This window comes from Rhodococcus sp. S3 (assembly GCF_058211795.1).
This window is the reverse complement of record NZ_CM177074.1, coordinates 2,573,852-2,597,336: the sequence shown is the minus strand read 5'-3', so window position 1 is coordinate 2,597,336 and position 23,485 is coordinate 2,573,852. Positions and strand designations below refer to the sequence as shown.

General features: G+C 65.8%; 24 protein-coding genes and 9 pseudogenes. 17 read left to right on the top strand and 16 right to left on the bottom strand.

The genetic code is table 11. The features are described 5' to 3' along the window. Positions 1-28: 28 nt before the first annotated feature. A complete protein-coding gene (locus tag AC0LPE_RS12180; RefSeq protein ID WP_120282760.1) occupies positions 29-280 on the bottom strand; it encodes a DUF6480 family protein in 252 nt (83 codons plus the stop codon). Positions 281-509: 229 nt separating this feature from the next. On the opposite strand from AC0LPE_RS12180, the gene AC0LPE_RS12175 reads away from it, so the two are divergent. The 3 genes from AC0LPE_RS12175 (at position 510) to AC0LPE_RS12165 (ending at position 2,880) form a co-directional block, all read left to right on the top strand. Further along, positions 510-767 (top strand): hypothetical protein, encoded by a 258-nt coding sequence (locus AC0LPE_RS12175; RefSeq protein ID WP_016690757.1) that lies wholly within the window; start codon positions 510-512, stop codon positions 765-767. Next, on the top strand, positions 742-1,974 hold the full coding sequence (locus tag AC0LPE_RS12170) for a cupin domain-containing protein (RefSeq protein WP_490604557.1): 1,233 nt from the start codon (positions 742-744) through the stop codon (positions 1,972-1,974). The genes AC0LPE_RS12175 and AC0LPE_RS12170 overlap by 26 nt, the downstream gene beginning before the upstream one ends. Positions 1,975-2,040: 66 nt before the next feature. Beyond that, positions 2,041-2,880 carry a sucrase ferredoxin gene (locus AC0LPE_RS12165; protein WP_490604556.1) on the top strand — a complete coding sequence of 280 codons (840 nt, stop codon included), beginning with the start codon at positions 2,041-2,043 and terminating at the stop codon, positions 2,878-2,880. Positions 2,881-2,910: 30 nt separating this feature from the next. On the opposite strand, the gene eat is transcribed toward AC0LPE_RS12165, so the two are convergent. Further along, complete coding sequence (gene eat / locus AC0LPE_RS12160) at positions 2,911-4,365, bottom strand: ethanolamine permease (RefSeq protein ID WP_490604555.1); 1,455 nt, start codon at positions 4,363-4,365, stop codon at positions 2,911-2,913. Between the two features lie 350 nt (positions 4,366-4,715). On the opposite strand from eat, the gene AC0LPE_RS12155 reads away from it, so the two are divergent. Continuing rightward, positions 4,716-5,057 (top strand): VOC family protein, encoded by a 342-nt coding sequence (locus tag AC0LPE_RS12155; protein WP_490604554.1) that lies wholly within the window; start codon positions 4,716-4,718, stop codon positions 5,055-5,057. A gap of 37 nt (positions 5,058-5,094) precedes the next feature. Here AC0LPE_RS12155 and AC0LPE_RS12150 read toward each other — a convergent pair whose 3' ends face one another. Both AC0LPE_RS12150 and AC0LPE_RS12145 read right to left on the bottom strand, forming a co-directional pair. Beyond that, complete coding sequence (locus AC0LPE_RS12150; protein ID WP_490604553.1) at positions 5,095-5,343, bottom strand: ANTAR domain-containing protein; 249 nt, start codon at positions 5,341-5,343, stop codon at positions 5,095-5,097. A gap of 41 nt (positions 5,344-5,384) precedes the next feature. Continuing rightward, positions 5,385-5,789 (bottom strand): hypothetical protein, encoded by a 405-nt coding sequence (locus AC0LPE_RS12145; RefSeq protein ID WP_490606404.1) that lies wholly within the window; start codon positions 5,787-5,789, stop codon positions 5,385-5,387. A gap of 666 nt (positions 5,790-6,455) precedes the next feature. On the opposite strand from AC0LPE_RS12145, the gene AC0LPE_RS12140 reads away from it, so the two are divergent. The 4 genes from AC0LPE_RS12140 (at position 6,456) to AC0LPE_RS12125 (ending at position 8,544) form a co-directional block, all read left to right on the top strand. Continuing rightward, positions 6,456-6,710: a hypothetical protein gene (locus AC0LPE_RS12140; protein WP_088899005.1), complete on the top strand. Its 255-nt coding sequence runs from the start codon at positions 6,456-6,458 to the stop codon at positions 6,708-6,710. A 79-nt stretch (positions 6,711-6,789) separates the two neighbouring features. Beyond that, on the top strand, positions 6,790-7,590 hold the full coding sequence (locus AC0LPE_RS12135) for an HAD-IIA family hydrolase (protein WP_160875389.1): 801 nt from the start codon (positions 6,790-6,792) through the stop codon (positions 7,588-7,590). A gap of 181 nt (positions 7,591-7,771) precedes the next feature. Next, positions 7,772-8,215 carry a hypothetical protein gene (locus AC0LPE_RS12130; protein ID WP_490604552.1) on the top strand — a complete coding sequence of 148 codons (444 nt, stop codon included), beginning with the start codon at positions 7,772-7,774 and terminating at the stop codon, positions 8,213-8,215. 8 nt (positions 8,216-8,223) lie between these two features. Then, on the top strand, positions 8,224-8,544 hold the full coding sequence (locus tag AC0LPE_RS12125) for a ZIP family metal transporter (protein WP_490604551.1): 321 nt from the start codon (positions 8,224-8,226) through the stop codon (positions 8,542-8,544). A gap of 18 nt (positions 8,545-8,562) precedes the next feature. On the opposite strand, the pseudogene AC0LPE_RS12120 reads toward AC0LPE_RS12125, so the two are convergent. Continuing rightward, positions 8,563-8,682 (bottom strand): annotated as a pseudogene (locus AC0LPE_RS12120) (CGNR zinc finger domain-containing protein); the annotation flags it as partial. Between the two features lie 3 nt (positions 8,683-8,685). Here AC0LPE_RS12120 and AC0LPE_RS12115 point away from each other — a divergent pair. Then, positions 8,686-8,836, top strand: a pseudogene (locus tag AC0LPE_RS12115) (epoxide hydrolase); the annotation flags it as partial. A gap of 236 nt (positions 8,837-9,072) precedes the next feature. After that, positions 9,073-9,831, top strand: a complete 759-nt coding sequence (locus AC0LPE_RS12110; RefSeq protein WP_490604550.1) for a DUF6920 family protein — start codon at positions 9,073-9,075, stop codon at positions 9,829-9,831. Positions 9,832-9,865: 34 nt separating this feature from the next. On the opposite strand, the pseudogene AC0LPE_RS12105 reads toward AC0LPE_RS12110, so the two are convergent. Both AC0LPE_RS12105 and AC0LPE_RS12100 read right to left on the bottom strand, forming a co-directional pair. Continuing rightward, a pseudogene (locus AC0LPE_RS12105) lies at positions 9,866-10,066 on the bottom strand (LpxL/LpxP family acyltransferase); the annotation flags it as partial. Positions 10,067-10,098: 32 nt separating this feature from the next. Continuing rightward, positions 10,099-10,242: pseudogene (locus AC0LPE_RS12100) on the bottom strand (integrase core domain-containing protein); the annotation flags it as partial. A gap of 60 nt (positions 10,243-10,302) precedes the next feature. Here AC0LPE_RS12100 and AC0LPE_RS12095 point away from each other — a divergent pair. Then, positions 10,303-11,561, top strand: a protein-coding gene (locus AC0LPE_RS12095) for an IS3 family transposase (protein ID WP_153008518.1) whose coding sequence is annotated in 2 segments (ribosomal slippage) — positions 10,303-10,648 and positions 10,648-11,561 — 1,260 coding nt in all. Because the reading frame shifts where the segments join, the coding sequence is not laid out codon by codon here. Positions 11,562-11,597: 36 nt separating this feature from the next. On the opposite strand, the pseudogene AC0LPE_RS12090 reads toward AC0LPE_RS12095, so the two are convergent. From AC0LPE_RS12090 to AC0LPE_RS12075, 4 genes and pseudogenes are all read right to left on the bottom strand, one after another. Continuing rightward, positions 11,598-12,685: pseudogene (locus AC0LPE_RS12090) on the bottom strand (IS3 family transposase); the annotation flags it as partial. Positions 12,686-12,821: 136 nt separating this feature from the next. Further along, positions 12,822-13,598, bottom strand: a complete 777-nt coding sequence (locus AC0LPE_RS12085) for an ABC transporter permease (RefSeq protein WP_247272846.1) — start codon at positions 13,596-13,598, stop codon at positions 12,822-12,824. After that, entirely contained in the window at positions 13,595-14,329 is a 735-nt protein-coding gene (locus tag AC0LPE_RS12080) for an ABC transporter ATP-binding protein (protein WP_169687826.1), read from the bottom strand. The genes AC0LPE_RS12085 and AC0LPE_RS12080 overlap by 4 nt, the downstream gene beginning before the upstream one ends. Continuing rightward, a complete protein-coding gene (locus tag AC0LPE_RS12075) occupies positions 14,326-14,880 on the bottom strand; it encodes a TetR family transcriptional regulator (RefSeq protein ID WP_169687827.1) in 555 nt (184 codons plus the stop codon). The genes AC0LPE_RS12080 and AC0LPE_RS12075 overlap by 4 nt, the downstream gene beginning before the upstream one ends. 225 nt (positions 14,881-15,105) lie before the next feature. Here AC0LPE_RS12075 and AC0LPE_RS12070 point away from each other — a divergent pair. After that, positions 15,106-16,462, top strand: a pseudogene (locus tag AC0LPE_RS12070) (TrkH family potassium uptake protein). A 19-nt stretch (positions 16,463-16,481) separates the two neighbouring features. Next, the gene (locus AC0LPE_RS12065) at positions 16,482-17,120 is read left to right on the top strand and encodes a potassium channel family protein (RefSeq protein WP_490606348.1); all 639 of its coding nucleotides are present in this window, start codon (positions 16,482-16,484) and stop codon (positions 17,118-17,120) included. 19 nt (positions 17,121-17,139) lie between these two features. On the opposite strand, the gene AC0LPE_RS12060 is transcribed toward AC0LPE_RS12065, so the two are convergent. Then, positions 17,140-17,292 (bottom strand): efflux permease Rv1217c-related protein, encoded by a 153-nt coding sequence (locus tag AC0LPE_RS12060; protein WP_169687489.1) that lies wholly within the window; start codon positions 17,290-17,292, stop codon positions 17,140-17,142. A 26-nt stretch (positions 17,293-17,318) separates the two neighbouring features. Between AC0LPE_RS12060 and AC0LPE_RS12055 the strand changes: the two are divergent. Further along, positions 17,319-17,570 (top strand): annotated as a pseudogene (locus AC0LPE_RS12055) (metalloregulator ArsR/SmtB family transcription factor); the annotation flags it as partial. A 25-nt stretch (positions 17,571-17,595) separates the two neighbouring features. Here AC0LPE_RS12055 and AC0LPE_RS12050 read toward each other — a convergent pair. Next, positions 17,596-18,240, bottom strand: coding sequence for a response regulator (locus AC0LPE_RS12050; RefSeq protein ID WP_490604549.1), 645 nt, complete (start codon positions 18,238-18,240; stop codon positions 17,596-17,598). Next, the gene (locus tag AC0LPE_RS12045; RefSeq protein WP_490604548.1) at positions 18,237-19,337 is read right to left on the bottom strand and encodes a sensor histidine kinase; all 1,101 of its coding nucleotides are present in this window, start codon (positions 19,335-19,337) and stop codon (positions 18,237-18,239) included. Before AC0LPE_RS12045 ends, AC0LPE_RS12050 begins: the two co-directional genes overlap by 4 nt. Before the next feature lie 111 nt (positions 19,338-19,448). Here AC0LPE_RS12045 and AC0LPE_RS12040 point away from each other — a divergent pair, with 111 nt between their 5' ends. The 3 genes from AC0LPE_RS12040 to AC0LPE_RS12030 are packed head-to-tail and all read left to right on the top strand — an operon-like array spanning position 19,449 to position 21,383. After that, positions 19,449-20,186 carry an ABC transporter ATP-binding protein gene (locus tag AC0LPE_RS12040; RefSeq protein WP_490604547.1) on the top strand — a complete coding sequence of 246 codons (738 nt, stop codon included), beginning with the start codon at positions 19,449-19,451 and terminating at the stop codon, positions 20,184-20,186. After that, on the top strand, positions 20,183-20,950 hold the full coding sequence (locus AC0LPE_RS12035; protein WP_169687832.1) for an ABC transporter permease: 768 nt from the start codon (positions 20,183-20,185) through the stop codon (positions 20,948-20,950). Before AC0LPE_RS12040 ends, AC0LPE_RS12035 begins: the two co-directional genes overlap by 4 nt. A 4-nt stretch (positions 20,951-20,954) precedes the next feature. Beyond that, complete coding sequence (locus AC0LPE_RS12030; RefSeq protein ID WP_490604546.1) at positions 20,955-21,383, top strand: DUF998 domain-containing protein; 429 nt, start codon at positions 20,955-20,957, stop codon at positions 21,381-21,383. Between the two features lie 29 nt (positions 21,384-21,412). Here the strand turns inward: AC0LPE_RS12030 and AC0LPE_RS12025 are convergent. Together AC0LPE_RS12025 and AC0LPE_RS12020 are read right to left on the bottom strand one after the other, a co-directional pair. Continuing rightward, positions 21,413-22,632, bottom strand: a pseudogene (locus AC0LPE_RS12025) (IS3 family transposase). Positions 22,633-22,698: 66 nt separating this feature from the next. Next, a pseudogene (locus AC0LPE_RS12020) lies at positions 22,699-23,400 on the bottom strand (phosphatidylinositol mannoside acyltransferase); the annotation flags it as partial. Positions 23,401-23,485: the final 85 nt, after the last annotated feature.

Below are 23,485 nucleotides of genomic sequence, written 5' to 3'. Positions count from 1 at the left end.
CCTCTCTGACCTTCGTTCGGTCGACTGTTCAGAACAACCCGATTGCTCGAACGAGCAGACCGCCGGCCACCATCAGGGCCACGACCACTGCGATCACGATGGCGACGAGGGCGCCGGCACTGCGGCGCTGTGGCGGTTCGTGCTGCGGACCGCCCACAGAGGTCTCGGCGGGCGGAGTATCTCCGGGCGCCACCCCGCCCCCGGGTTCGAGACCGGGAGTGTTCGCGGGATCGGGGTTCTGCGGGTCGAACTCGGACGCGTCGGGATTCTCGTCAGCCATACTCTCCTGTACCCGATTATCGGCGAGCAACGCCTCGGCTTTCTTCTACGCGACGCCGCGCCGGCGAGTGCGCGGGTAGAACGCGTGGCACAACGGTTCGATGATCTCGGAATCGAACGTGGCCACCGATGCGCCCGGATAAGCTGAGAACGGCCGAACGATACACCGCTGCAGGCTCCGGGAGCCGGTAACGCCGCTGTTCCCAAGCCTTTTGACCTCGGGAGGAATCATGACTGACCCACAGCAGGATCCGAACAAGGACGAAGGCCAGGAAGGCCCGGCGGACGGCGGCGCAGTCGGCGTCCCGGGCGTTCACGACGGTGGCGCTGACGGCGGAGCCGACGGGGGCGCCGACAGCGGTGGCGACGGCGGTGCGGACGGCGGGGCCGATGGTGGAGCCGACAGCGGTGGCGACGGCGGAGCCGATGGTGGAGCCGACGGTGGGGCTGACGGAGGAGCCGATGGCGGAGCCGACGGCGGCAGCTGAGTGTGAGGACTCCTCGCACCGCACCCAGGACTCCGGCGTCGAAACGGACGCCGGAGTCCTGGAAACCCGCCTGATCGACATCGGTCGAGAGAAGTTCGCGTCCGAGATCTGGGGGCGAGCACCACTGCTGACGCGTAGCGCCGGGACATTCACCGACCTGTTCTCCGCCGAGGCGGTCGACGAACTCATCTCGCGTCGCGGACTCCGCACGCCCTTTCTTCGCGTCGCCAAGGACGGGATGACACTGCCGGACTCGTCGTTCACCTCCCCCGCCGGTGTCGGAGCGACCATCTCCGACCAACTCGACGACACGATGCTCTGGCGCAACCTTGCCGACGGTGCCACCCTCGTCCTGCAGGCACTGCACCGCACGTGGGAACCGATCTCGCAGTTCGGCACCGCTCTGAGCGACGAACTCGGACACCCCGTCCAGGTCAACGCGTACATCACTCCACCTCGGAACCAGGGGTTCAGCCACCACTACGACGTCCACGACGTCTTCGTCGTGCAGATCGAGGGAACCAAGAGATGGGTGATCCACGAGCCCGTCCACCCGGCGCCGCTGCGCAATCAACCCTGGACCGATCACCGCGCCGCTGTCGCCCGAGCCGCGACAGAGCCTGCGTGCATCGACACCGTGCTCGAACCCGGCGATTGCCTCTATCTACCGCGTGGCTGGATCCATGCCGCCGAGGCGCGAGGGGAGATCTCCATCCACTTCACCGTCGGCATCCACACGTGGACGCGCCACGCACTTGCGGAGCATCTGACCCGGGCAGCACTCGCTGCGCTCGGCGACGATCCCGAGATGCGCGACGCGCTGCCCATGGGGATCGATGACCTGGAAGCCGAGATCGCTGCTGTTCGTGAGCATCTCATCGCCGTACTGGGCGAGGCGGACGTCACCTCCCTGTTCCACCGTGCCCGGCGGGAGCAGGCCCGTCCGGCACCGCTGGCGCCGCTCGCCCAATTCGCCGCCGTCCACGATCTCGGCCCCGACACCACGGTGAAACTCCGCAGCGCACTGTATGCGCGCCTGGAAGGTTCACACCTGGTCACGCGTGTCGGCCGTGTCGCTGTGGCGGACGAGGAACTGCCGTCTGTCACGCGCCTGCTCGACGGCGGATCCCACCCGGCGAAAACCCTCGGGACCGACCTGGTCGAACGGCTGTTGCGCGCAGGGATCCTCGTCCCCGCGGAACAGTGACGGTGCACTGTGGTCTCAGCCGAACGCTTCTTCTGCGCAGACAATGCCCGCCTGCGGGGTGATCCGATGGCCGGCACGGCCCCGCGCGGATTCGTCTGGATCCTCGTCGAATATCGGGGCAGATGGCCGGTGAACGGGTTCGAGGGGCTCGATCTCGACGCCGCGGCCAAGACGGCCGTGTTCTCCGCCGCGCAGGCGGCCCGCGCACGCATACTGCTGGTCAAGCGCCCAGGCCGTCGTCGCCGCGGAGGACACGACCAGTGGGCGGTGCTCCGCCGCGAGACCTCGGGCACGGTGCGTCAGCAATGGGGAACGTGGGATCGCGAGGAGGATCTGACACAGATCGTCACCGCCCTCGAGACTCCCGGCGACCCCGGTGGCCCCTCCGTCCTCTTGGTCTGCGCTCACGGTCACCACGATCCGTGCTGCGCCGTGCGTGGACGGCCGGTCGCGCGCGCTCTGGCCGAGCGCTGGCCCGATCAGGTCTGGGAATGCTCGCACGTAGGCGGAGACCGGTTCGCCGCCAACGTCGTCGTCGTACCCGACGGTGTCTACTACGGCGGTCTCGACGCCGAATCGTCTGTCCTCACGATCGAGGAACACTTCTTCGACCGGATCCACCACCACCATCTACGCGGCTACACCGATATGTCTCCGCCTCAGCAGGCCGCGCTCGCCGCCACGCTCCGACGCTTCGGTCCGGCCGGGCGCAGCGGTTACGTGATCGCCGAGAGTGTGCGCGAGGGTGATCGCTGGCGGATCCGGCTCGCCGGTCGTGCACCACACCCGGAGCGTGTCGACGTCGAACTGCAGGCCCACCGCACTCCCCCGTGCCGATTGACCTGCCGCGGAGCGCCGACGGCTTCGGTCATGGTCTACGAACCCACCTCGGTCCGCACGCTGTGAGCGGGCGGCCGCGCAACCGGGCTGAGGTCGTCACCCCAGCTCTTCCTCCGCCTTCGCGAGGGCCGCGAACTCCTCGTCCGGGGAGTTCGCGACGAGGTGGTGACGGCTGTAGAGACCGAAGTAGGCCATGAATGCCGCAAACGCGGCGAACGTCCACAGAGCCGCAACGGGATCGACGAGGAAGGTCGCCACCACAGCGGCCGCAGCGATCACCAACGCGAACGACGTCGTGACCACACCACCGGGCGTGCGGTACGGACGCCGCATCCCGGGCTCACGCACACGCAGCACGATGTGGCTGACCATCATGAGCACGTAGCTCACGGCGGCACCGAAGACCGCCATGTTGAGAAGCATCGCGCCTTCACCGGTCAGCGACAGGACGAAACCGATCACGCCGGGCACGATCAACGCGAGCATGGGCGCCTTGCGCGAATTCGTCACCGACAGGCTCGTCGGCAGGTAGCCGGCACGGGACAACGCGAAAGTCTGCCGCGAGTACGCGTACATGATCGAGAAGAAGCTGGCGATCAGCCCGGCGAGCCCGATGTAGTTGACGACCTTCGCCGCGGTCCCGTCACCCAGCGCCTCGACGAGGGGATTGCCCGAGGTCGACAATCCCTCGGCACCCATCGCACCGGTCGCGAGGAACAGCACGGTCGCTCCTGTCACCAGGAGCACGAGCATGCTGGAGATGATGCCGCGCGGCACGTTCTTCTCCGGCTCGCGCGCTTCCTCCGCAGCGAGAGGAACGCCCTCGATCGCCAGGAAGAACCAGATCGCGAATGGGACCGCGGCCCAGATACCGAAGTAGCCGAACGGCAAGAAGTCCGAGGCACCGAGGGCACCGGTCGGCGCGATGTCCATGAGATTGTCGGACTCGAACAGTCCCACCGCAGAGATTGCGAAGATCACGAGTCCGACAAGTGCGATGGCGGTGATGACGAACATCGCCTTGAGCGCTTCGCCCGCACCGGTGAGGTGGATGCCGATGAAAACGGCGTAGACAGCGAGGTAGATCCACCATCCGTCGGTGATCCCGAAGATGTTCAACGATTCGACATAACTGCCGATGAACGTCGCGATGGCCGCAGGTGCGATCGCGTACTCGATGAGAATGGCCGTGCCGGTGGCGAATCCACCCCAGGGGCCGAGCGCGCGACGAGCGAAGGTGTATCCGCCCCCTGCGGCCGGAAGGGCCGACGACAACTCGGCCATCCCGAGCACCATCGCGAAATACATGCCCGCGATGACCACGCCGGCGATGAGCAGACCGCCGAATCCGCCTTCGGCGAGTCCGTTGTTCCATCCGGCGTAGTCACCGGAGATGACGTAACTGACACCGAGTCCCGCGAGGAGCACCCACCCTGCGGTTCCTTTACGGAGTGAACGTTTTTCGAGGTATTCGCTCTTCTCGGCGTGGAAGTCGGCGCCGTCGTGGTGCTTGCGGGTCCTCGAACTCTTCGATGGTTCTACGACCGACATTCCGTCTCCCTCAGGCGATCGGTTCGTACGGCGGCGTCACGCCGAGGTGGTGGAACGTCGCGCGAGCAGCTGCCGGTGTTCATGAGCTACCCCCCGGGGTCGTGGAGAATCGCGCAACGAGATGGAGTGCAGCCGTGTAACTCGGATGATCCAGCATCCTCCCGGGCGAACAGGGTGTCTGTTCGTTTCTCGAGTATCGGAGAAGACTGTTGCAACCCTGTTGCGCGCCTGTAATGGAACGCACGGTTACGTAGCCTGCGGGCGGTCTTCTACCAACCGACGACACGTGGAGGATTCGAAGTGACAGCGCCGCTGTGGGCGGTAGCGATCGTGGCCGTGGCTGCGTTCGGATGGGGCGCATCGGTGGTGTAGCGGGCTCATCGAGGTGTCGTGCGCCGATCCGAGGGTCCGCTCTCGGCCACGGGGCGTACCCGCATGGTGTCGGTCAGGCAGGTACAGGTCACCTTCGATTTCGTCGGACCCGAGCGAAGGCTGCGAAGAATCGGGTGCATCTCGATGTGCGCGTCGGCACAGGCTTGGAGAGCGACGAGCGACTGTCTGCTCTGCAAGCGGAGTCCGACCGACTGGTGACGCTCGGCGCTGCGCAAGTGAAGGTTCTGCACGCCGACGGTGTGGACGAGTCCTGCATCGTCGTGCAGGACATCGAAGGCAACGAGTTCTGTCTGGACTGAGCCCGTATACCTCGAAGTTCCGTGATCCGACAACCGATCACAGAGAAGCGGTGTGGTCCTCGACGATTCGCTCGGCAACTCGGGCGAGGGCGACGTTGAGATCCTGCGACAGTGTCCGCAGCATCACGAACGCGCGGGCGGTGTCGACGTCGCAGCGCTGGATCAGAACACCCTTGGCCTGGCAGATGGTGTCTCGGGCAGCCAACGCCGAGCGCAGATGCAGCTCCGCGCGTGCAGCCGTGAGCTCGGACGCCGCCTGCGCCGCCAATGCGATGCCCAGCGCCACCGCTGCACCGTCGAAAGTCTGCGGCTTCGATGCGAACAGGTTCAGCGAACCGGCGATATCGGTTCGGGTGTGAGTTGGAAGGACAACACACTGCCGACCCCGACCAGCAGGGCTTCCTCGGTGAACTGCGGCCACCGTCTCTCGGACCGCAGGTCGCTGCTGTAGACCACGCTCGTGACCCCAGCAGCGTCGATGCAGGGACCACCGGCGTCGCGTTGGATCCGACCGAGTTCCCGGGACGATGACGACGCCACTCCGTGCGCCTCGAATGTGTTCTTGCCGATGAGCACGATATCGGCACAGTCGACCCTGGCGATCGTGGCAGCCGCAGCCGCGGTCACTGCGCGCAACGCTTCGCCGAGATCGTGCCGTCCGCTCGGTGGTCTTCGTAGATCTCCAAGGGCCTTGATTCGGCCATTATGGGAAGCCTCTTCCGCCTGTTTCACGATGCCGCGTGTCAAGGCGAAAAGTCGCGGGCAAGGTGCCCGTACCACCCACGCTACCCGTGATTGCCGGTACGGAGGTGTGAAGAGCACCTTCTGGGCGTTCGGCAGATACCTCGGGCATCGGGTGGCCGACTGTGGGTCGGAAGGTCAGAGGGTGTGGCCGAGGATGTGGGTAAGGGCGATGAGAGCGGCGAACCAGATGAGAGTTCCGCCGAGTGTGGCGAAGTCCGTGTACATGAGTGGTCTCGATCGTACGCCGGTTGAAGCATCAACAAAAATGTCCGTGGTCACAGTCCCTCGCGCACGCGTTCGACTTCCGACGGCTTGTCCCCACCGGGAATAGACGGGTAGCGGGTCGCGTTGTGCTCGGCGGATCGGGTGCGTATTCGTGTCCCCCGGGCTCAACCCATTGCCTTCACGGAAGTTCCGTTCGGCTGGAGCCGTGTTGCGCCTTTCGCCGAGAGGCGACCGAACGCACCCGGTCCCTTGACATTTCGTACGTCGCGGCGACGCATACCGCCACAGAAGTATTCGCTGCCGATGTACTCCCCGAGGATATTGCCGACCCGCCGCGTCGCCCGAACGCCCCCAGGTTCAGCCGGCACTCGACCGGGTACCTCCGTGAGAAGACAACGGTTCGAGAGACGAGCAAGTGCAGGAGGACATGTGCCCACCAAGTTGACCGCCACCGACCTTCGAGAACTACTCGATTCGACGCTCGATGACCCCGCACTCGTTCTGGAGGAGGGACGGTTCCGCGTTGTCGGAGGTCAGGAGCTGACCGATCAGAACCGACCGTTTCTCGTAGTTACCAGAGAAGACCTCCGGAAGCAGCTGCCGCAGGATCGCGACTACGACGAGAGCGACCTCGAACTGCAGGCGGGCGTGCTCGACTCGACCGTCGCAAACCTCGGCGGGTGAGTACGGAGTCGACACCGGTCGTCGGGTGATAACCCTTGTATCGGCTGCCTACCGGAACAGTCAGTGACACACTCGAAGAATGAGCGAAGAACCCACATCCGCGCCGGTCTGGAATTACCTGATGGACATGGATGGTGTTCTCGTGCACGAGGATCACCTGATACCCGGCGCCGACGCGTTCCTGACCGAACTCCGCGATACCGGTACGCCGTTCATGGTGCTTACCAACAATTCCATCCGCACGCCCCGAGACCTACGGGCTCGCCTCCTGCTCTCCGGCCTCGACGTTCCGGAGAAGGCGATCTGGACTTCGGCGTTGGCGACGGCGACGTTCCTCGCGAATCAACGTCCCGGCGGCAGCGCCTACGTGGTGGGCGAGTCCGGATTGACCACCGCGCTGCACGACATCGGCTACGTGCTCACCGACAGCGATCCGGACTACGTCGTCCTCGGAGAGACACGCACCTACTCCTTCGAGGCGATCACCACCGCGATCCGACTGGTCGAACGCGGCGCCCGGTTCATTGCGACCAATCCGGATCCGACCGGCCCGTCACGGGAGGGTTCGCTTCCCGCCACCGGCGCCGTCGCGGCGCTGATCACCCGCGCGACGGGTCGCGAACCGTACTTCGTGGGCAAACCGAACGCGTTGATGATGCGCTCTGCCCTGCGCGCGATCGGTGCGCACTCTGCACACACGCTGATGATCGGCGACCGCATGGACACCGACATCGTCTGCGGCCTCGAGGCGGGCCTGCAGACGCTGCTGGTCCTGACCGGCATCTCCACCCGTGAATCCGTCGAGCGATTCCCCTATCGTCCGACCCGCGTCATCAACTCCGTTGCGGACCTGGTCGGCTCCACGGCAAATCCGTTCTGACCCCGAGATCGCCCCTCCGAGGTAGCCGCTACCCAACGTGTTCGGCCCGTACTCGTCCGATCCCGTACAGCACGTCCGCCTCGATCAGCTTCCCGGCTGATTCAACGAAAACGGGGTACTCGGGACTCGTCGGAACGATCTCCTCGGCTACTGCGGGCGTGAGGGAAGAGGTGGCGTCGTCATGGAGTCGCTGATCTTCGGAGTGATCGCTTCCAGCGCCCTGGTCATAGGCGCGCTGGTCGGCGGCCGATTCACCATCCCCAAGCGCGCACTCGCCGCCATGCTGGCCTTTGCGGCAGGCGCACTGATCACAGCACTGACCTTCGAGCTGTTCGAAGAGTCGTATCAACAAGGCGGCATCTGGCGCGCAGCGCTCGGACTCGCGGCCGGCGCAGTCGTCTTCACCCTCCTCAGCCAGCAATTGGACCGGCTGGCCGAGGGCAAGCACCCACAGCCGCAAGGCAGCGAGAAACTCGACCTCGACGCCGCCGCAACGGAAAACCACCCTCCACTGCCTCCGTCAGCGGATCCGCCGGACTGGCGCTACTGGCCGCGGTCACCCTCGACGGAGTGCCGGAGAACGTTGCCCTCGGTGTGTCCCTCGGCGAAGGGACAGGCGGGATAACACTGCTCGTGGCGATCTTCGTCTCCAACTTTCCCGAAGCGCTGGTCGGGAGCGCGTCCATGCGCGCGCAGGGCCGATCCCGAACCTTCATCCTCGGCACGTGGTTGATCTGCGCCATACTGCTCACCCTGGCCGTCGTCGTCGGCGCCGGCCCCCTCGCTTCGAGTGCACCCGAAACGATCTCGTTGCCGCTCGCCTTCGCTGCCGGCGCGGTGCTCGCATCGTTGGCAGACACTCTCATGCCCGAGGCCTGCGAAAAAGGAGGTCCGACGGTCGCGTTGAGCACCGCCGCTGGATTCGTTCTCTCCTACGTCCTTGCCACGGTGTGACGAGGTACAGTCCTCCGGTCAGCCGTCGGTGTTCTTGCGATGGTTCGCCAGGAACCGGGCCTTCTTCTCACGGTTGCCGCACGTGTTCATGTCACACCACCTGCGGGTGCGGCTTCGGCTCGTGTCGAAGAACGCGGACCGGCGCCTCGCATCTACTACGAGAGCCACAACTTGCTCCACCCCGAGCTTCGAGTCGACGTGCCGTCCGCGATCACCATCGCTGGAGGTCCCCGACTACCTGGTCCGAGACCTACAGGAGGGCCTGGGGACCGTACTGCTCGGGCATGTCTGAGCAACCATTGATCGAAACCCTCGTCGGCTACCTACTGCGAAGTGCACGTCGCTCGAAGCGGTAACCGACCGAGCGGGTTTTCCCCCAGCGCGACGATCGACGATTCCATCGGCAAGGACACGGTGGCCAGGCATAATGTGCTGGAATCAGCGAATATCGGCCCACTCGACCGATGAATCACCGGGTCCGAGTGAAGTATCGAGACGGCCGAGTCGACCGGTGGAGGATTCGTGCGCATGGCCCGTGCACCAGCTGCTCCTCGCGCCGCTCACCATGTCGGCGCACACTGGCGCGCTCTCTCCGAGGTCAGGGGCACCGGTGAGCGGTTCGCGCCGGCGATGACCGCATCCCTGCCACCTGCTGCGCGGCGCTGGATCAATCATGCTGTCGCCGAGGGCACGCCGATGGCCGCAGCCGCACGGTTGGAGATGTCCGGGGAGATCAGGCTCGGTTCCTGGAGACCGTTCACCGCCGTGCAACTCCTCGCTCCGGCGACGGGATTCATCTGGGCGGCGACCACTCGGATCGGCCCGGTGCCCGTATCGGGATACGACCGTTTCACCGACGGGTGTGGCGAGATGCGTTGGCGGATCGGGGGAATCATCCCGGTGATGTCCGCCGATGGTCCGGATGTCAGCGACAGTGCGGCCGGTCGCCTGGCCGGAGAGAGCATCTTCGTGCCTACAACATTTCCCCTCGCACGGTGGCTCGGCGACGAATTCGTCGCCTCGTCGACCTGGACGGTGGACGGCCGCAAGGAGACCGTACGTCTGGATGTCGCCGATGACGGGGCGTTGTGCGGGGTGCGGATGCTGCGGTGGGGCAACCCCGACAATCACGAGTTCGGCCGGTATCCGTTCATCGTCGCGGTCGAGGCCGAACGCCGGTTCGGCGGCATGACCATCGCCTCGCGGATCCGCGCGAGTTGGGACACGGGCACCGGCGGGGACGGCGAGTTCTTCCGCGCCGAGATCACCGCTGCCGACTTCCTCTGACCGTCCACCAGCCACGCCGCGAGAACCGGCGTCGTCACTTCCTGCCGGGTGTCTGTGTGTGGTCCCGCCGGTCGGCCGTCCACACCGATTGCAGCATGTGCCAGTCGGCGGGATGCGCGGCGATACCGGCAGCGAACCGGTCGGCCAGCCTCTGGGTCGTGGCGTGTACGCCGCCTGCGGTATCGATCGGCGCGTCGACGTGGAACCCCCAGCCACCCGGGGTGAACCAGCAGTGTGAGCTTGCCCCTTGAGAGTGGACACCGGATTTCATGCGGCGAGTGCGAGCGTAGCCGATGCGGTCAATCGTCGTTCGAACTCGATCGGCGCCAGATAACCCAGCGCGGAATGACGCCGTCGCCGGTTGTAGTACGACAACCACTCGAACAATTCCAGACGCGTCCGGGGCCTTGACCCCGGTTCTTGGACACGCTGAATCCAGCATCTGCTGGGGAAGCGAGATGATCTTCAGTCATGTCACGAAAGAACTACTCGGAGGAGTTCCGGCGCCAGGCGGTCGAGTTGTACGAGTCCACGCCGGGCGCGACGATCCGAGGTATCGCCGCTGACCTCGGGGTCGTGCGCGGCACCTTGACAGGCTGGATCGACCAGTACGGGACCGGCACCAAAACCCACGTCGACGGCACCCGGGTGCATACTCCGGCACGGCCTCATAGCCTGAGCTCCGGCACGGGTAGCGAATCGGAGACCGTCGAGCAGAAACTCGCCCGTCTCGAAGCCGAGAATGCCGCCCTACGAGCGGAAGCAACCAAGCTCACCACCGAACGCGAGATCCTTCGTAAGGCGGCCAAGTACTTCGCCGGGGAGACGAACTGGTGACCCGCTTCCAGTTCGTCGCCGACCACTCCGACACCTATCAGGTGAAGCGGTTGTGCGAGCTCGTCGAGCTCGAGCGTTCGTCCTACTACGCCTGGAAGTCCGCCGAGCCGGACAGGACCGCTCGCGCCGCGGCCGACGCGCAGCTGGCCGAACGAATCCGGGCGATCCATACCGAGGACAACACCTACGGAGCACCCAGGATCACCGCAGAACTCAACGATGGCGTCACCGTGAACGAGAGGGTCAACCACAAGCGGGTGGCCCGGGTGATGCGTCAGAACAGCATTGTCGGCTACCGCCGTCGACGACGGGTCACGACCACCGTCCCAGAACCTGCGGACCAGAAGGTGCCCGACCTGCTCGAGCGGGACTTCACCGCCCCTGCACCGAACTGTATCTACGTCGGCGACATTACATATTTACCGATCGAGGGCGGTGCCAACCTGTATCTGGCGACGGTGATCGATTGCTACTCCCGCAAACTCGCCGGCTGGGCGATCGCCGACCATATGCGCACCGACCTCGTCGCCGACGCTCTCCTTGCTGCTCATGGAGATCGTAATGGATTGTCCGGGTCTATCTTTCACTCCGATCACGGCGCGCAATACACCTCGAAGGATTTCGCTTCCCTCTGCGCCGACCTCGGCGTCACCCAGTCGATGGGTAAAGTCGGCACGAGCGCCGACAACAGTCTCGCCGAATCCTTCAACGCCGCCCTCAAACGAGAAGTCCTCCAGAACGCGAACGTCTGGTCGGACGAAGCCACGTGCCGGCGTCAGGTGTTCCGTTGGGTCACCCGCTACAACACCCGACGACGACATTCCTGGTGCGGACACCGGTCCCCGAACACCTACGAGACCCTCTACATCGCTACGCTGGCATCCGCGGCGTAATCCACCACCCGTGTCCATTTGCTGGGGGTAAGGCCCCCGCGCCTTCGACGTCGCGGCCTTGCCATGCAACCATTCACGCTTCAGACTCTGAAAGAACGACTCCGCCAAGGCATTGTCGTAACTTGACCCCACACGCCCCCGGCTCAGTCGAATACCCTGTGCAGCACAGAATGTCGCGAATTCAGCCGAGGTGTACTGCGCTCCGCGATCGCTGTGAAAAATCACGCCGTCCACGACACCGCCACGAGTGGTGATCGCCATGTCCAGTGCATCGGTGACCAATTCGGTACGCATATGCTCGGCGATCGACCACCCCACCACCCGACGCGAACAGATGTCGATCACCGTCGCCAGATACAACCACGACGACCCCACCGGAATGTAGGTGATGTCGCCGCACCAACGGATATCGAGCGCCTCGGCGGTGAAATCCCGACCGATCAGATCCGGCACCGCCGACGCATGCGGATCGGGAATCGTGGTGCGCCGGCCACGCCGCAGATGCCGACCGACGATGTGGTGGCCACGCATCAACCGCGTGACCTTTTTGCGGTTGATGCGCACCCCGAGTTCCCGCAGTTCGGCGTGGATGCGGGGTGCACCGTACCCGCCGCGATGCTCGGTATGGATCTCACGGATCTGCGCCACGGTCGCGGCCTCCTCGGCAGCACGCTCGGTGCGCGCATCGGCGGTGGCCAGGTGCCGGTAGTAGCCGGACCGGGAGGTACCGCGGACCCGGCACAGCCGCTGCACACCGAACTCGCTGCGGTGGGTGGAGATGAAGTCCCAGCGGCAGGTCTTCACTTCATCTCCTGCGCGAAATAGGCGGCTGCCCGGCGCAGAATCTCACGTTCGAGCTGCCATTCCTTCTCCGAGCTGCGCAGCCGGGCGTTCTCTGCCCGCAACCGCGCCAACTCGTCGGCTGCGGTCTCGTTGCCGCCGCCCGCCGTGGCAGCTGAGCCCTGCGCCGAGGCGTTGTCCTTGCGAACCCAGGTCCGCAAGGTCTCGCCGCTGATGCCCAGGTCCGAGGCCACCGCGGCGTAGGTACGGGTGCCGCCGCCGGCGCGATACAACGCGACCGCGTCTCGGCGGAACTCCTCCGTGTACTGAGACTGGCGTCCCATGTGAACATCCCTCCTGGTTCTTCTACGAACCATTGTCAGGGTGTCCACTCCGAGGGGGCAGCCTCACACCCTATCGTGTGCCCAACCTGTCCGAAACGATTCGTACCGGAGCGTGTGTCTCTCGAGGGAACTACACCTAGCGCGTCAGGGTGAGTCGGCGCCACGATCGGATCGTCAAGGCCGCGAAAATGGCGGGAACCATGAGTGTGAGAGCCAATTGTGCTCCCGTTACCGTGCCGGCCTGCGTTCCCGCCGCCCACACCCCGGGGGCAGCGAACGGGAACCAGCCGCCGAGTCCCGCCATGACCGCCATCTGAGCAACGAGCACGACAGCGATGATCGCTCCGATCGCCGGAAGGTAACCCCGTCCGACGGTGGCGACCCATGCGCAGGGTATCGCCAGTCCGGCGGTCAGTAGGGCGATGGCGGTGAACTTGCCGACGAGCGCGACGACGTCGGCTCCGAGGGTGCCGGGGTCGGCGAACAAGGCCGCCACCGTCAGCGCAACGGCCAGCACCACCGTGGTGACCACACTCCACGCCGACAGGAGCAGCAATTTGGCGGTGGCAATGACGGGCCGCGCGACTGGGGTGGCCCACAGCCCGGTGATCGTGCCCTCAGTGAATTCTCGGCCGAAGACCCATCCCGCGACCACACCGAAACCGAGCATGCCGCCGACCGAGACGATCGTGGAGGCGGCGGCGAACAGGCCGTCCTGCCCGCCGCCGTCGACGAGGTACTGAGCCTTGCTCGCAACAGCCGGATTGGCGCCGCCCACGGACGCGAGGGTGGCCACGGACAAGGCGATCACCCCGACCGTGAGCAACGCGGTCGCGGTCCATACCGGACGCGCTCGCCGGAATTTCACCCATTCCACCGCCAGGGCGACGCGGAGCTGGTCGGTGCCGGTCATCGTCTCGCCTCGCTGTCCCGATACACCAAATCGAAGAACTGCCGCTCGAGGTCGGTGCCGTCCGGATCGAGGGACCCGACGATGCGACCGGCACCCACGACCGTGATGCGATCGGCGACGCGGGCAACCTCATCGAGATGGTGACTCGACACCATCACGGCCGCACCACGTTCGCGACACCGCTGCAACTGCGTGCGCACCAGAATGACCCCTGCCGGATCGAGCGCGTTGGTCGGCTCGTCCAGGATCAGCAGACGCGGATCGGCAATCAAGGCCGCGGCCAGGCCCAGCCGCTGACGATTGCCCAGCGACAGCTTCCGCGCCCCGGTCATCGCCCACGGTGTCAGTGCCAGTTCCTCGATCCCGCGGTCGGCAGCGGCGCGGGCGGCCCTGGTGGACAGGCCCGCCAGTCGTCCCGCCATGCACAGGTTCTCGGTGACGCTCAATTCCGGGTAGGCGAACGGTGTCTCGACCAGATGCCCGACACCGGTCCAGTACCGCGCGGCCATCGTTGTCGGTGCCCGCCCGTCGACCCGGACGGTGCCCTCGTCCGGCTCGAGCATGCCGAGACACAGACGCATCAGTGTTGTCTTTCCGGCACCGTTGAGGCCGACAAAGGCATGCACTTCCCCGGATCTGACCTCGGTGGTCACATCGTCGAGCACGACCGCATCGCCGTAGCGGGTGCGGACGTTGCGGCATTCGAGCAGCGCAACTCCAGCGCCGGTCATGACCCGACCTGCGGCAGCAGCAGCTGCATCGCCTGCGCGATCCGGTTGCCGAGCGGCTCCTCGCCGTGCCGTGCCCAATCGGTCAACGCCGCCATCAGTGCCCCCACGCACGCCCCGGCTGCCACGTCGGCTTCGAGCGCACGCGCTCCGCGAGATCGGAGCGCGTGCGCGATCGCCTCCTGGGTCTCCAAGGTGTTCTCCCACATCCGTGCACGAAGGGCCGGGTGTGACACCGCGATCTGCAGGCGGAGTCGCACGTCGCCGAGATGTTCCTCGGGGATGCGCGTCCATGCGGCGAGGATTCCGTTGCATGCCCGTTCGAGGGGGCTGCGATCGGCCGGTTGCGCGGCGACGGCCTCTGCGATGAGCGGGTCGTACGGATCGTCCAGGAGCACTGCGTCCTTGGAAGGAAAATTCCGGAAGAACGTCATGTGAGAGACGCCGGCAGCGGCGACGATGCGGTCGATGGTGACGGCGTCGTAGCCCTCCTCGGCGAACAGCCTGATCGCTGTCGCCTGAAGTCGCTCGCGAGTCTGTTCGGACCTTCTCACCCGCTGAATGTTAGTCACTAACATTCAGCGTGGCAAGAGCGGTTCGCCTTCTACCGAGCCCCCAGGCGGATCGGGATTCGGTGCATGCCATCACAAGTCCTGCGTCAACGACGGCCGGATGCGCCTGTTCCGGCGCCACCTGGCAGGCCTGCTGTGTCAGCAGCGTCGACAGGTCTAGTGTTCGTCGGCGTGACCGAACGCACCGCACCGTCGACACGGACTGCACTGCGGCGCCGGCTGGCGGCGCAGGCCACCCTCACCCCGGTCCGAGTCGTGGCGTTGAGCTTCGCCGCGGCGATCATCATCGGTTCGGTCCTGCTGCTCATCCCGGCAGCGACCAGGTCCGGCGCGCAGACCTCCGTCATCGAGTCCCTGTTCACCGCGACCTCCGCCATGTGCCTGACCGGACTGATCGTCGTCGACACCCCCGTCCACTGGTCCGGGTTCGGACAAGGCGTCATCCTCGCGCTGATCCAAGCCGGCGGATTCGGGATCATGACGATGGCCTCGCTCGTCGGACTGGTACTCGCCAACCGGATCGGACTCAAGGCCAGGCTCAACACCGCTGCCGAGGCGCGGGCGTCCGGGCTCGGAGACGTACGCTCGGTGGTCTACGGCGTCGTCCGGGTCAGCGTGCTCATCGAAGCCGTTGTCGCGGCGGCGCTGACGCTCCGGTTCGCACTAGGATACGACGAACCACCATTGCGGGCGCTGTGGCTGGGCGTGTTCCACGCGATTTCGGCGTTCAACAACGCCGGCTTCGCCCTCTACAGCGACAACATCATCGGATTCGCCGACGACCCGTGGATCTGCATCCCGCTGATGGTCGCCGTGATTCTCGGCGGAATCGGCTTCCCGGTGCTATTCGAAGTCGGCCGCAGACTTCGACGCCCACTCGAAGACCGCTCCCGTCGGTGGAGCCTGCACACCCGGCTGACCGTGACGGTCACCGCGGTGCTGCTGGTGGTGGGACCGGCCCTGGTGCTGCTACTCGAATGGTCCCGGACACTGCAGCAGTACGCGTTCGCCGACAAACTGCTCGTCGCCACGTTTCAAGGCGTCATGCCTCGCACCGCCGGGTTCAACAGCGTCGACTACGCCCAGATGGACGACGCCACCCTGCTGGTGACCGACGTGCTGATGTTCATCGGAGGTGGCAGTGGCGGCACCGCCGGCGGCATCAAGGTCACCACCTTCGTGCTGCTGCTGTTCGTCATCGCCGCCGAGGTGCGCGGCCAGAAGTCGGTGACCATCTTCGACCGCCGCATCGACACCCGCGTCCAGCGACAGGCACTGTCGGTGGCACTGGTCGGTGTCGCGCTGGTCATGGTGCCAACCATCGTCCTGCTCGCCGAAACCGACTTCGATCTCAACGTCCTCTTGTTCGAGGTCACCTCCGCATTCGCCACCGTCGGCCTGTCCACCGGCATCACCGCCCAGCTCCCCGCCTGGGGGGCAACTGATTCTGGTGCTGCTGATGTATCTCGGCCGCATCGGATCGATCACCCTCGTCAGCGCCCTGGCTGCCCGACACCGTGGCCGCCGTTACGAATACCCTGTGGAAAGGCCGTTCATTGGCTAGGAAACCCGCTTCCGATGTCGTGGTTGTGCTCGGCCTCGGCCGCTTCGGTAAATCGTTGGCACTCGAGCTGATGGCGCAGGGCGCCGAGGTCCTCGGCATCGACAGCAGCGAGACGGTCATCACGAAGGTCGCCGACCGACTGACCCACGCGGTGGTGGCCGACACCACCGATGAGCATTCGCTACGTCAACTGTCGGTACCCGAGCACGCCCGCGCAGTCGTCGGTATCGGTTCCGACCTCGAAGCGAGCCTGCTCACCGCGTCCGCGCTGATCAACCTGGAAGTACCGAACATCTGGGCGAAGGCGATCAGCAACGCGCACGCCAAGATCCTCACCCAGATCGGCGTGCACCACGTGATCCGCCCCGAGCACGACATGGGTAAACGTGTCGCGCATCTGGTCCGCGGACGGATGAGCGACTACATCGAATTCGACGACGGCTTCGCCATGGTCAAGACCACCCCGCCGGCCTTCGCACACGGCAAGCGGCTCGCCGAGACCACCATCCGCTCCACCTACAAGGTCACTGTCGTTGCGATCAAACGCCCCGGCGAAGGCTTCACCTACGCCACCGCCGACACCGTTCTCTCGGCCGGGGACACCATCATCGTCTCCGGCCAGGTCCGTGACACCGAACGCTTCGCCGATCTGAGCTGAGCAGTCCGGCCCAGGGTGGTCAGGTGGTCTCCAGGTCGCGGTGGCGGAACCCCGCCACGCCGAGCGAGGACACCGCGAACGCGACCATCGTGAGCACGATCAGCGAGGTCCAGGACAATGTGTCCATCGGCAGGCGCGCGATGTGCTCGAACGGGACAGATCGTGCACCCACCGAGGCAGATCGATCAGCGGCCCGAACGAGCGCTCGCCGACCCGACTCGCATCCAGCTGATGGCGATTCTGCTCACAGCGGATGTCGGTGAGGTGTGCACATGCGACCTCGCCGGCGCGGTGCGCCTGGCCGAATCAACCGTCAGCCATCACCTCGGGCAACTCCGCAGAGCCGGAATGGTCGACTCGACCCGACGAGGCATGAACGTCGATCACCGAGTCCACGGTGAAGCCCTCGACGCCCTGTGCACGGTGCTCGATCCGAACTGCTGCCGCTGATCTGCTCGGGTCGTCCTCGGGCCACTCAGCGTAGAACTCCGTCGTGGAGTGCCCGTAACACCGCGTTGGTCCGGTCGCGGGCACCGAACTTGAGCAGAATCGACGACACGTGGTTCTTCACTGTGCCCTCGGCGAGGAACAGTGCCTCGGAGATTCGGCGGTTGCTGAAGCCCTCGGCCATCAGGCGAAGCACTTCGAGTTCTCGGTCGGTGAGGTCCGGTGCGCGCGAGGCCCCCGCCCCCGACGGTGACGGGCCGGACCGGATCGCACGGAGAAGCCGGTCGGTGATCGACGGGGCGATGAGCGTTCCGCCGTCGGCAAGGGTCCGCACCGCGTGCGTCAACTGGTCGAGCGTGACGTCCTTGAGCAGGTAGCCGCGCGCCCCCGAGCGCAGAGCATCGAGCACGAGGGCGTCGTCGTCGAATGTCGTGAGCACGAGGACCGGGACCGCGACCTCCCGCTTACGCAGGCGATCGAGCGTCCAGATACCGTCGTACCCAGGCATTCTGAGATCCAGCAGGACCACGTCGGGGCCGGTGTCGGCGATGACGTCGAGGGCCACCCGACCGTCGTCCGCTTCCCCGACCACGTCGATCTCGGCGACCTCCAGCAAACTCCGGATTCCCTGACGCACGAGGGTCTGGTCGTCCACCACCACAACGCGGATCATGAGATCGGCACTCTCGCTGTGACTCGGAACCCACCGTTGCCGTCGAATGTGGCGTGTCCGCCCAGAGCTTCGAACCGTTCAGCGAGGCCGCGCAGACCATTGCCGACGGTCAACTTCCGGGTGCCTGCACCGTCGTCGGTCGCGGACAGGACAACGCTTCCGGCCTCCGACGAGACCTCGACTCGAACTGTACGAGCATCGGCGTGCCGAAGCGCGTTGGTCACGATCTCCTGCACGGCACGCACGAATGCCGCAGCCTGCTCTTCGCGGACCTCCACATCGGATGCGACGTCGATCTGCACATCGAGCCCGGGCAGATCCCGCACCACACGGTTCAGGGCGACCTCGAGATTCAAGGGCTCGACTCGCAGCTCCCCCACCGTGGACCGGACGTCGGCGAGCAATTGCCGTGCGACCCCGTTCGCTCGCTCGACGTGTTCACGAGCCCGGTCACCATCGCGGTGCCGTGCCGTCTCGAGTTCGAGCGCGAGCACCGTGAGCTGGTGACCGATGAGGTCGTGCAGGTCGCGGGAGATCCGCAGTCGTTCCGCGGTGCGCGCGGATTCCGACAGCAGGACGGTCGCTGCCTGGAGTTCTACGTGCGCTTCGGCCAGCTCCCGCCGCATCCGCTGTTCCCGCAGCAGCGACAACGAACTGAACACCGTCGCCAGCTGGATGAGGAGATAGAAACCTGCGGTCAGGATCGTCGCACCCGTGTCCCCGGTCTGCTGCGCCGCCGCGAAGGCGATGACGAGCGTGTTGAGCACCACCACGAACAGACCCACGCGAACCGGTACGACGTAGACACTCACGGCAGCGACGACGACGAGCAGAATCGGCAGCGGCCCCATTCCCGGCGCGGTCGCCACCACCGCCCAGCCGGAGACGACGGCCACCGCGAATGAGACCTTGCCTGCCGACGGTCGTTGGGTCGCAGCGGCACCGAACAACGCGACGAGCAGGACACCGAACAGCACGATCCATGCGGCGCGCGGGATCTCGGTGCGAGCGCCGCCGAACAGGACCGGTCCGCCCACCACGACCGAGACGACGAGCATCGCCACGCCCGACAGTCCCTCCGGTGTCCATCGATGCACGACATCACTCTAAGCCGCGGCCACACGCTGAGCGGGTGCCGAAAGTCATGGTCGGCATTCCTGACATCCGGCACGCGCGAGCACGCACGCTCGGCTCATAGCGTCGGCGTCATGGACACCAGCACTCCGGCGATCGTCGCCGAGCACCTGTGCAAGCGGTACCGAGACAGGGTCGCGGTCGACGACATCAGCTTCACACTCGGTGTCGGCGAAACCCTCGGGATCATCGGGACGAACGGGGCGGGCAAGACCACCACCGTCGAAATGGTCGCGGGCTTGCGATCACCCGACGGTGGACGTGTGCGTGTTCTCGGCGTCGATCCCCACCGCGACCGTGCACACGCCCGTCAGCTCCTCGGAGTTCAATTGCAGGAGGCCACCCTCCACGGGGCATTGACCGTGGCCGAACTCGTCCGTCTGTATCGCACCTTCTATCCGGCCCCCGTCGGTGCCGCAGAACTGTTGGAGATGGTCGGTCTCACCGAGCGACGAGGAACCCGATTCGAGAAGCTCTCGGGTGGCCAGCAGCAGCGGTTGTCGATCGCGCTGGCACTCGCCGGACGACCACGAGTGGTCATCCTCGATGAACTCACCACCGGCCTCGACCCGCGGGCCCGGCGACAGATGTGGGAAACGGTCGAGCGATTGCGCCACGACAACGTTGCAGTCCTCCTGGTCAGCCACGCAATGGACGAGGTCGAACGTCTCTGCGACCGAGTGGCCCTGCTCGACGCAGGCAGGCTCGTCGCCCTGGACACTCCGCCCGGCCTCGTTGCGGCAGCTTCGGCGAACAACCTCGACGAGGCATTCGTCGCGCTCACCGGAAAAGAACTGGAGGACACCGTATGAACACCGGCACCGAGATCCGGCGGCCCGGTCTCGCGGCGTGGCTGACGCTGATCGCGTGCGAAGGGAGGATGGTGGCTCGCGACACTGCGGGTCTCGTCGTGCCGATCGGCCTCCCGCTGTTGATCCTCGTCATGAGTGCGTCGTCGGCGAGCGGCGAGATTGTGATCAACGGACGGTCGGCGCTCGATGTGTACGTCCTGCCGCTGGTGTTCACGATCATCATCGCCACGATCGGCGTCATCAACATGCCGAGCTTCCTCGCGTACTACCGTCGCACGGGGATTCTGCGCCGGCTGTCGGTGACGCCGGCGTCGCCTGCGATGGTCCTGGTGGCGCAGGTCGTGGTGAGCGTGCTGCAGACCCTGGTCGGGCTCGGTGTGGCGCTGGTCGTCGCGATCGTCTTCTTCGACGCCCGTCTGCCTGTGCACCCGGGCACTGCTTTGGGTGTCTTCGCGCTTTCGATGGCGGCGATGTACGCGGTGGGAATGATCGTCGCGGCGATCTCCCCGACCCCGAACTCCGCGGTGGCGATCGGTCTCGTCGCGTTCTTCGCACTCGGCGCAACCGGCGGTTTGTTCGGCAGCACCGATTCACTCCCGGATCCCGTTGCCGCGGTGGGACAGTGGCTACCGTTCGGCGCCTCGACGCAGGCCATGTCCGCGGCGTGGGCCGGAAGTCCGGCCGATCCGGCCCATTTCGTCGCGCTCGGCGTGGCGATCGTGACCGGTGTTGTCGTCGCGGCGGCGCTCTTCCGGTGGGAGTAACCGCGTGACGATCATCGGTTCGGTCGCGCTCACGGTGTTCGTCGTGGTCTTCCTCGTCGACGGGTGGACTCGTCCTGGCTATCACCCGGTACGCCAGCCCGTCAGTGCGCTCGCACTGGGCCGCCGGGGCTGGATCCAGAGCACCAACTTAATCGTGTGCGGTGCGGTAGTGGCCCTCGGATCCGTCGGCGTCGCCGATGTATTCGGCAGCGTGTTGCTCGGTGTGACGATCGGAGTGTTCGGTGTCGCGCTCGTAGTGTCGGGACTCTTTCCGATGGATGCGATGCGTGGATATCCGCCGGGCACACCGGACCGGACACCGACGGAGTACACGCGACGCCACAAGATTCACGACCACGCGGGTGCAGTCGTGTTCGCCTCACTTCCAGCAGCGGCGGTCATCGCGGCGTTCACGGTCCCCGGCACGGTGTGAGCTTGCCCCTTGAGAGTGGACACCGGATTTCATGCGGCGAGTGCGAGCGTAGCCGATGCGGTCAATCGTCGTTCGAACTCGATCGGCGCCAGATAACCCAGCGCGGAATGACGCCGTCGCCGGTTGTAGTACGACAACCACTCGAACAATTCCAGACGCGTCCGCGCCTTCGACGTCGCGGCCTTGCCATGCAACCATTCACGCTTCAGACTCTGAAAGAACGACTCCGCCAAGGCATTGTCGTAACTTGACCCCACACGCCCCCGGCTCAGTCGAATACCCTGTGCAGCACAGAATGTCGCGAATTCAGCCGAGGTGTACTGCGCTCCGCGATCGCTGTGAAAAATCACGCCGTCCACGACACCGCCACGAGTGGTGATCGCCATGTCCAGTGCATCGGTGACCAATTCGGTACGCATATGCTCGGCGATCGACCACCCCACCACCCGACGCGAACAGATGTCGATCACCGTCGCCAGATACAACCACGACGACCCCACCGGAATGTAGGTGATGTCGCCGCACCAACGGATATCGAGCGCCTCGGCGGTGAAATCCCGACCGATCAGATCCGGCACCGCCGACGCATGCGGATCGGGAATCGTGGTGCGCCGGCCACGCCGCAGATGCCGACCGACGATGTGGTGGCCACGCATCAACCGCGTGACCTTTTTGCGGTTGATGCGCACCCCGAGTTCCCGCAGTTCGGCGTGGATGCGGGGTGCACCGTACCCGCCGCGATGCTCGGTATGGATCTCACGGATCTGCGCCACGGTCGCGGCCTCCTCGGCAGCACGCTCGGTGCGCGCATCGGCGGTGGCCAGGTGCCGGTAGTAGCCGGACCGGGAGGTACCGAGGACCCGGCACAGCCGCTGCACACCGAACTCGCTGCGGTGGGTGGAGATGAAGTCCCAGCGGCAGGTCTTCACTTCATCTCCTGCGCGAAATAGGCGGCTGCCCGGCGCAGAATCTCACGTTCGAGCTGCCATTCCTTCTCCGAGCTGCGCAGCCGGGCGTTCTCTGCCCGCAACCGCGCCAACTCGTCGGCTGCGGTCTCGTTGCCGCCGCCCGCCGTGGCAGCTGAGCCCTGCGCCGAGGCGTTGTCCTTGCGAACCCAGGTCCGCAAGGTCTCGCCGCTGATGCCCAGGTCCGAGGCCACCGCGGCGTAGGTACGGGTGCCGCCGCCGGCGCGATACAACGCGACCGCGTCTCGGCGGAACTCCTCCGTGTACTGAGACTGGCGTCCCATGTGAACATCCCTCCTGGTTCTTCTACGAACCATTGTCAGGGTGTCCACTCCGAGGGGGCAGCCTCAGTGCACCGGCAGCAGCGGTGCGCCGGTATCGATCGCGAGCTTGGCCGGGCCGGCCGGCATGCAGGCCGGTTCGCCGAAGAAGGTGACCGGCACGCCCGCTCCTGTCAGGTCACGCTCGCCGAGGAGTCCGACGAACCGTCCCTCCCGGATCCGGGCGGTCAGTTGTTCGAACGGTGGGACGGTGCCGCCGGTGAGCGGGATGATCTCGAAACCCAGGCCTTCACGGAATCGGACGAAGCGGCGGAACAACGATTCCGGTTGCAGCCGCTCGGCGACGACGGTCGGTGTGCCGATCCGCTGTACGATCCACACTCCCGCCAGGTCCCAGTTCCCGCTGTGCGGAAGCGCCAGCACTGCGCCGCGCCCACGTGCGACGGCCTCGTGGATGTGTTCGAGACCGGTGGCCGCGGAGTCGATGGTTTCGGCCAGCCGTACCGGATCCATCGACGGCAACCGGAACGCTTCGCACCAATACCGCGCGTAGGAACGCAGACTCGCACTCACGAGTTCGTCGGGCACCTGATCGGGAGTGGTGGACAAGACCCGGGCGAGGTTGCGGCGTAGTTGGATCGGACCGCCCTTTCGGGCCGCTCGATCCGCGGCCATTTCGAACAGGCGCCTCGCCGGCTTTTCCGGTAGCGCGCATACCGCCCACCAACCGGCGGCGTAGGCGAGATCCCAGGCCCGATCCTTCATGCGCATCGAGTACCCCGAACTCGGAGGTCGACAACGATGACGACGCCGGGGACAGGGCTCAACAGCAGCATGAAACCCATCAGGTGCACGA

Bases quoted from the DNA above. Each gene is read 5' to 3' on its own strand.
- AC0LPE_RS12180 (WP_120282760.1), bottom strand. From the start codon at position 280: ATGGCTGACGAGAATCCCGACGCGTCCGAGTTCGACCCGCAGAACCCC.
- AC0LPE_RS12175 (WP_016690757.1), top strand. From the start codon at position 510: ATGACTGACCCACAGCAGGATCCGAACAAGGACGAAGGCCAGGAAGGC.
- AC0LPE_RS12170 (WP_490604557.1), top strand. From the start codon at position 742: ATGGCGGAGCCGACGGCGGCAGCTGAGTGTGAGGACTCCTCGCACCGC.
- AC0LPE_RS12165 (WP_490604556.1), top strand. From the start codon at position 2,041: ATGGCCGGCACGGCCCCGCGCGGATTCGTCTGGATCCTCGTCGAATAT.
- eat (WP_490604555.1), bottom strand. From the start codon at position 4,365: ATGTCGGTCGTAGAACCATCGAAGAGTTCGAGGACCCGCAAGCACCAC.
- AC0LPE_RS12155 (WP_490604554.1), top strand. From the start codon at position 4,716: ATGGGGCGCATCGGTGGTGTAGCGGGCTCATCGAGGTGTCGTGCGCCG.
- AC0LPE_RS12135 (WP_160875389.1), top strand. From the start codon at position 6,790: ATGAGCGAAGAACCCACATCCGCGCCGGTCTGGAATTACCTGATGGAC.
- AC0LPE_RS12130 (WP_490604552.1), top strand. From the start codon at position 7,772: ATGGAGTCGCTGATCTTCGGAGTGATCGCTTCCAGCGCCCTGGTCATA.
- AC0LPE_RS12110 (WP_490604550.1), top strand. From the start codon at position 9,073: ATGGCCCGTGCACCAGCTGCTCCTCGCGCCGCTCACCATGTCGGCGCA.
- AC0LPE_RS12085 (WP_247272846.1), bottom strand. From the start codon at position 13,598: ATGACCGGCACCGACCAGCTCCGCGTCGCCCTGGCGGTGGAATGGGTG.
- AC0LPE_RS12080 (WP_169687826.1), bottom strand. From the start codon at position 14,329: ATGACCGGCGCTGGAGTTGCGCTGCTCGAATGCCGCAACGTCCGCACC.
- AC0LPE_RS12050 (WP_490604549.1), bottom strand. From the start codon at position 18,240: ATGATCCGCGTTGTGGTGGTGGACGACCAGACCCTCGTGCGTCAGGGA.
- AC0LPE_RS12040 (WP_490604547.1), top strand. From the start codon at position 19,449: ATGGACACCAGCACTCCGGCGATCGTCGCCGAGCACCTGTGCAAGCGG.
- AC0LPE_RS12035 (WP_169687832.1), top strand. From the start codon at position 20,183: ATGAACACCGGCACCGAGATCCGGCGGCCCGGTCTCGCGGCGTGGCTG.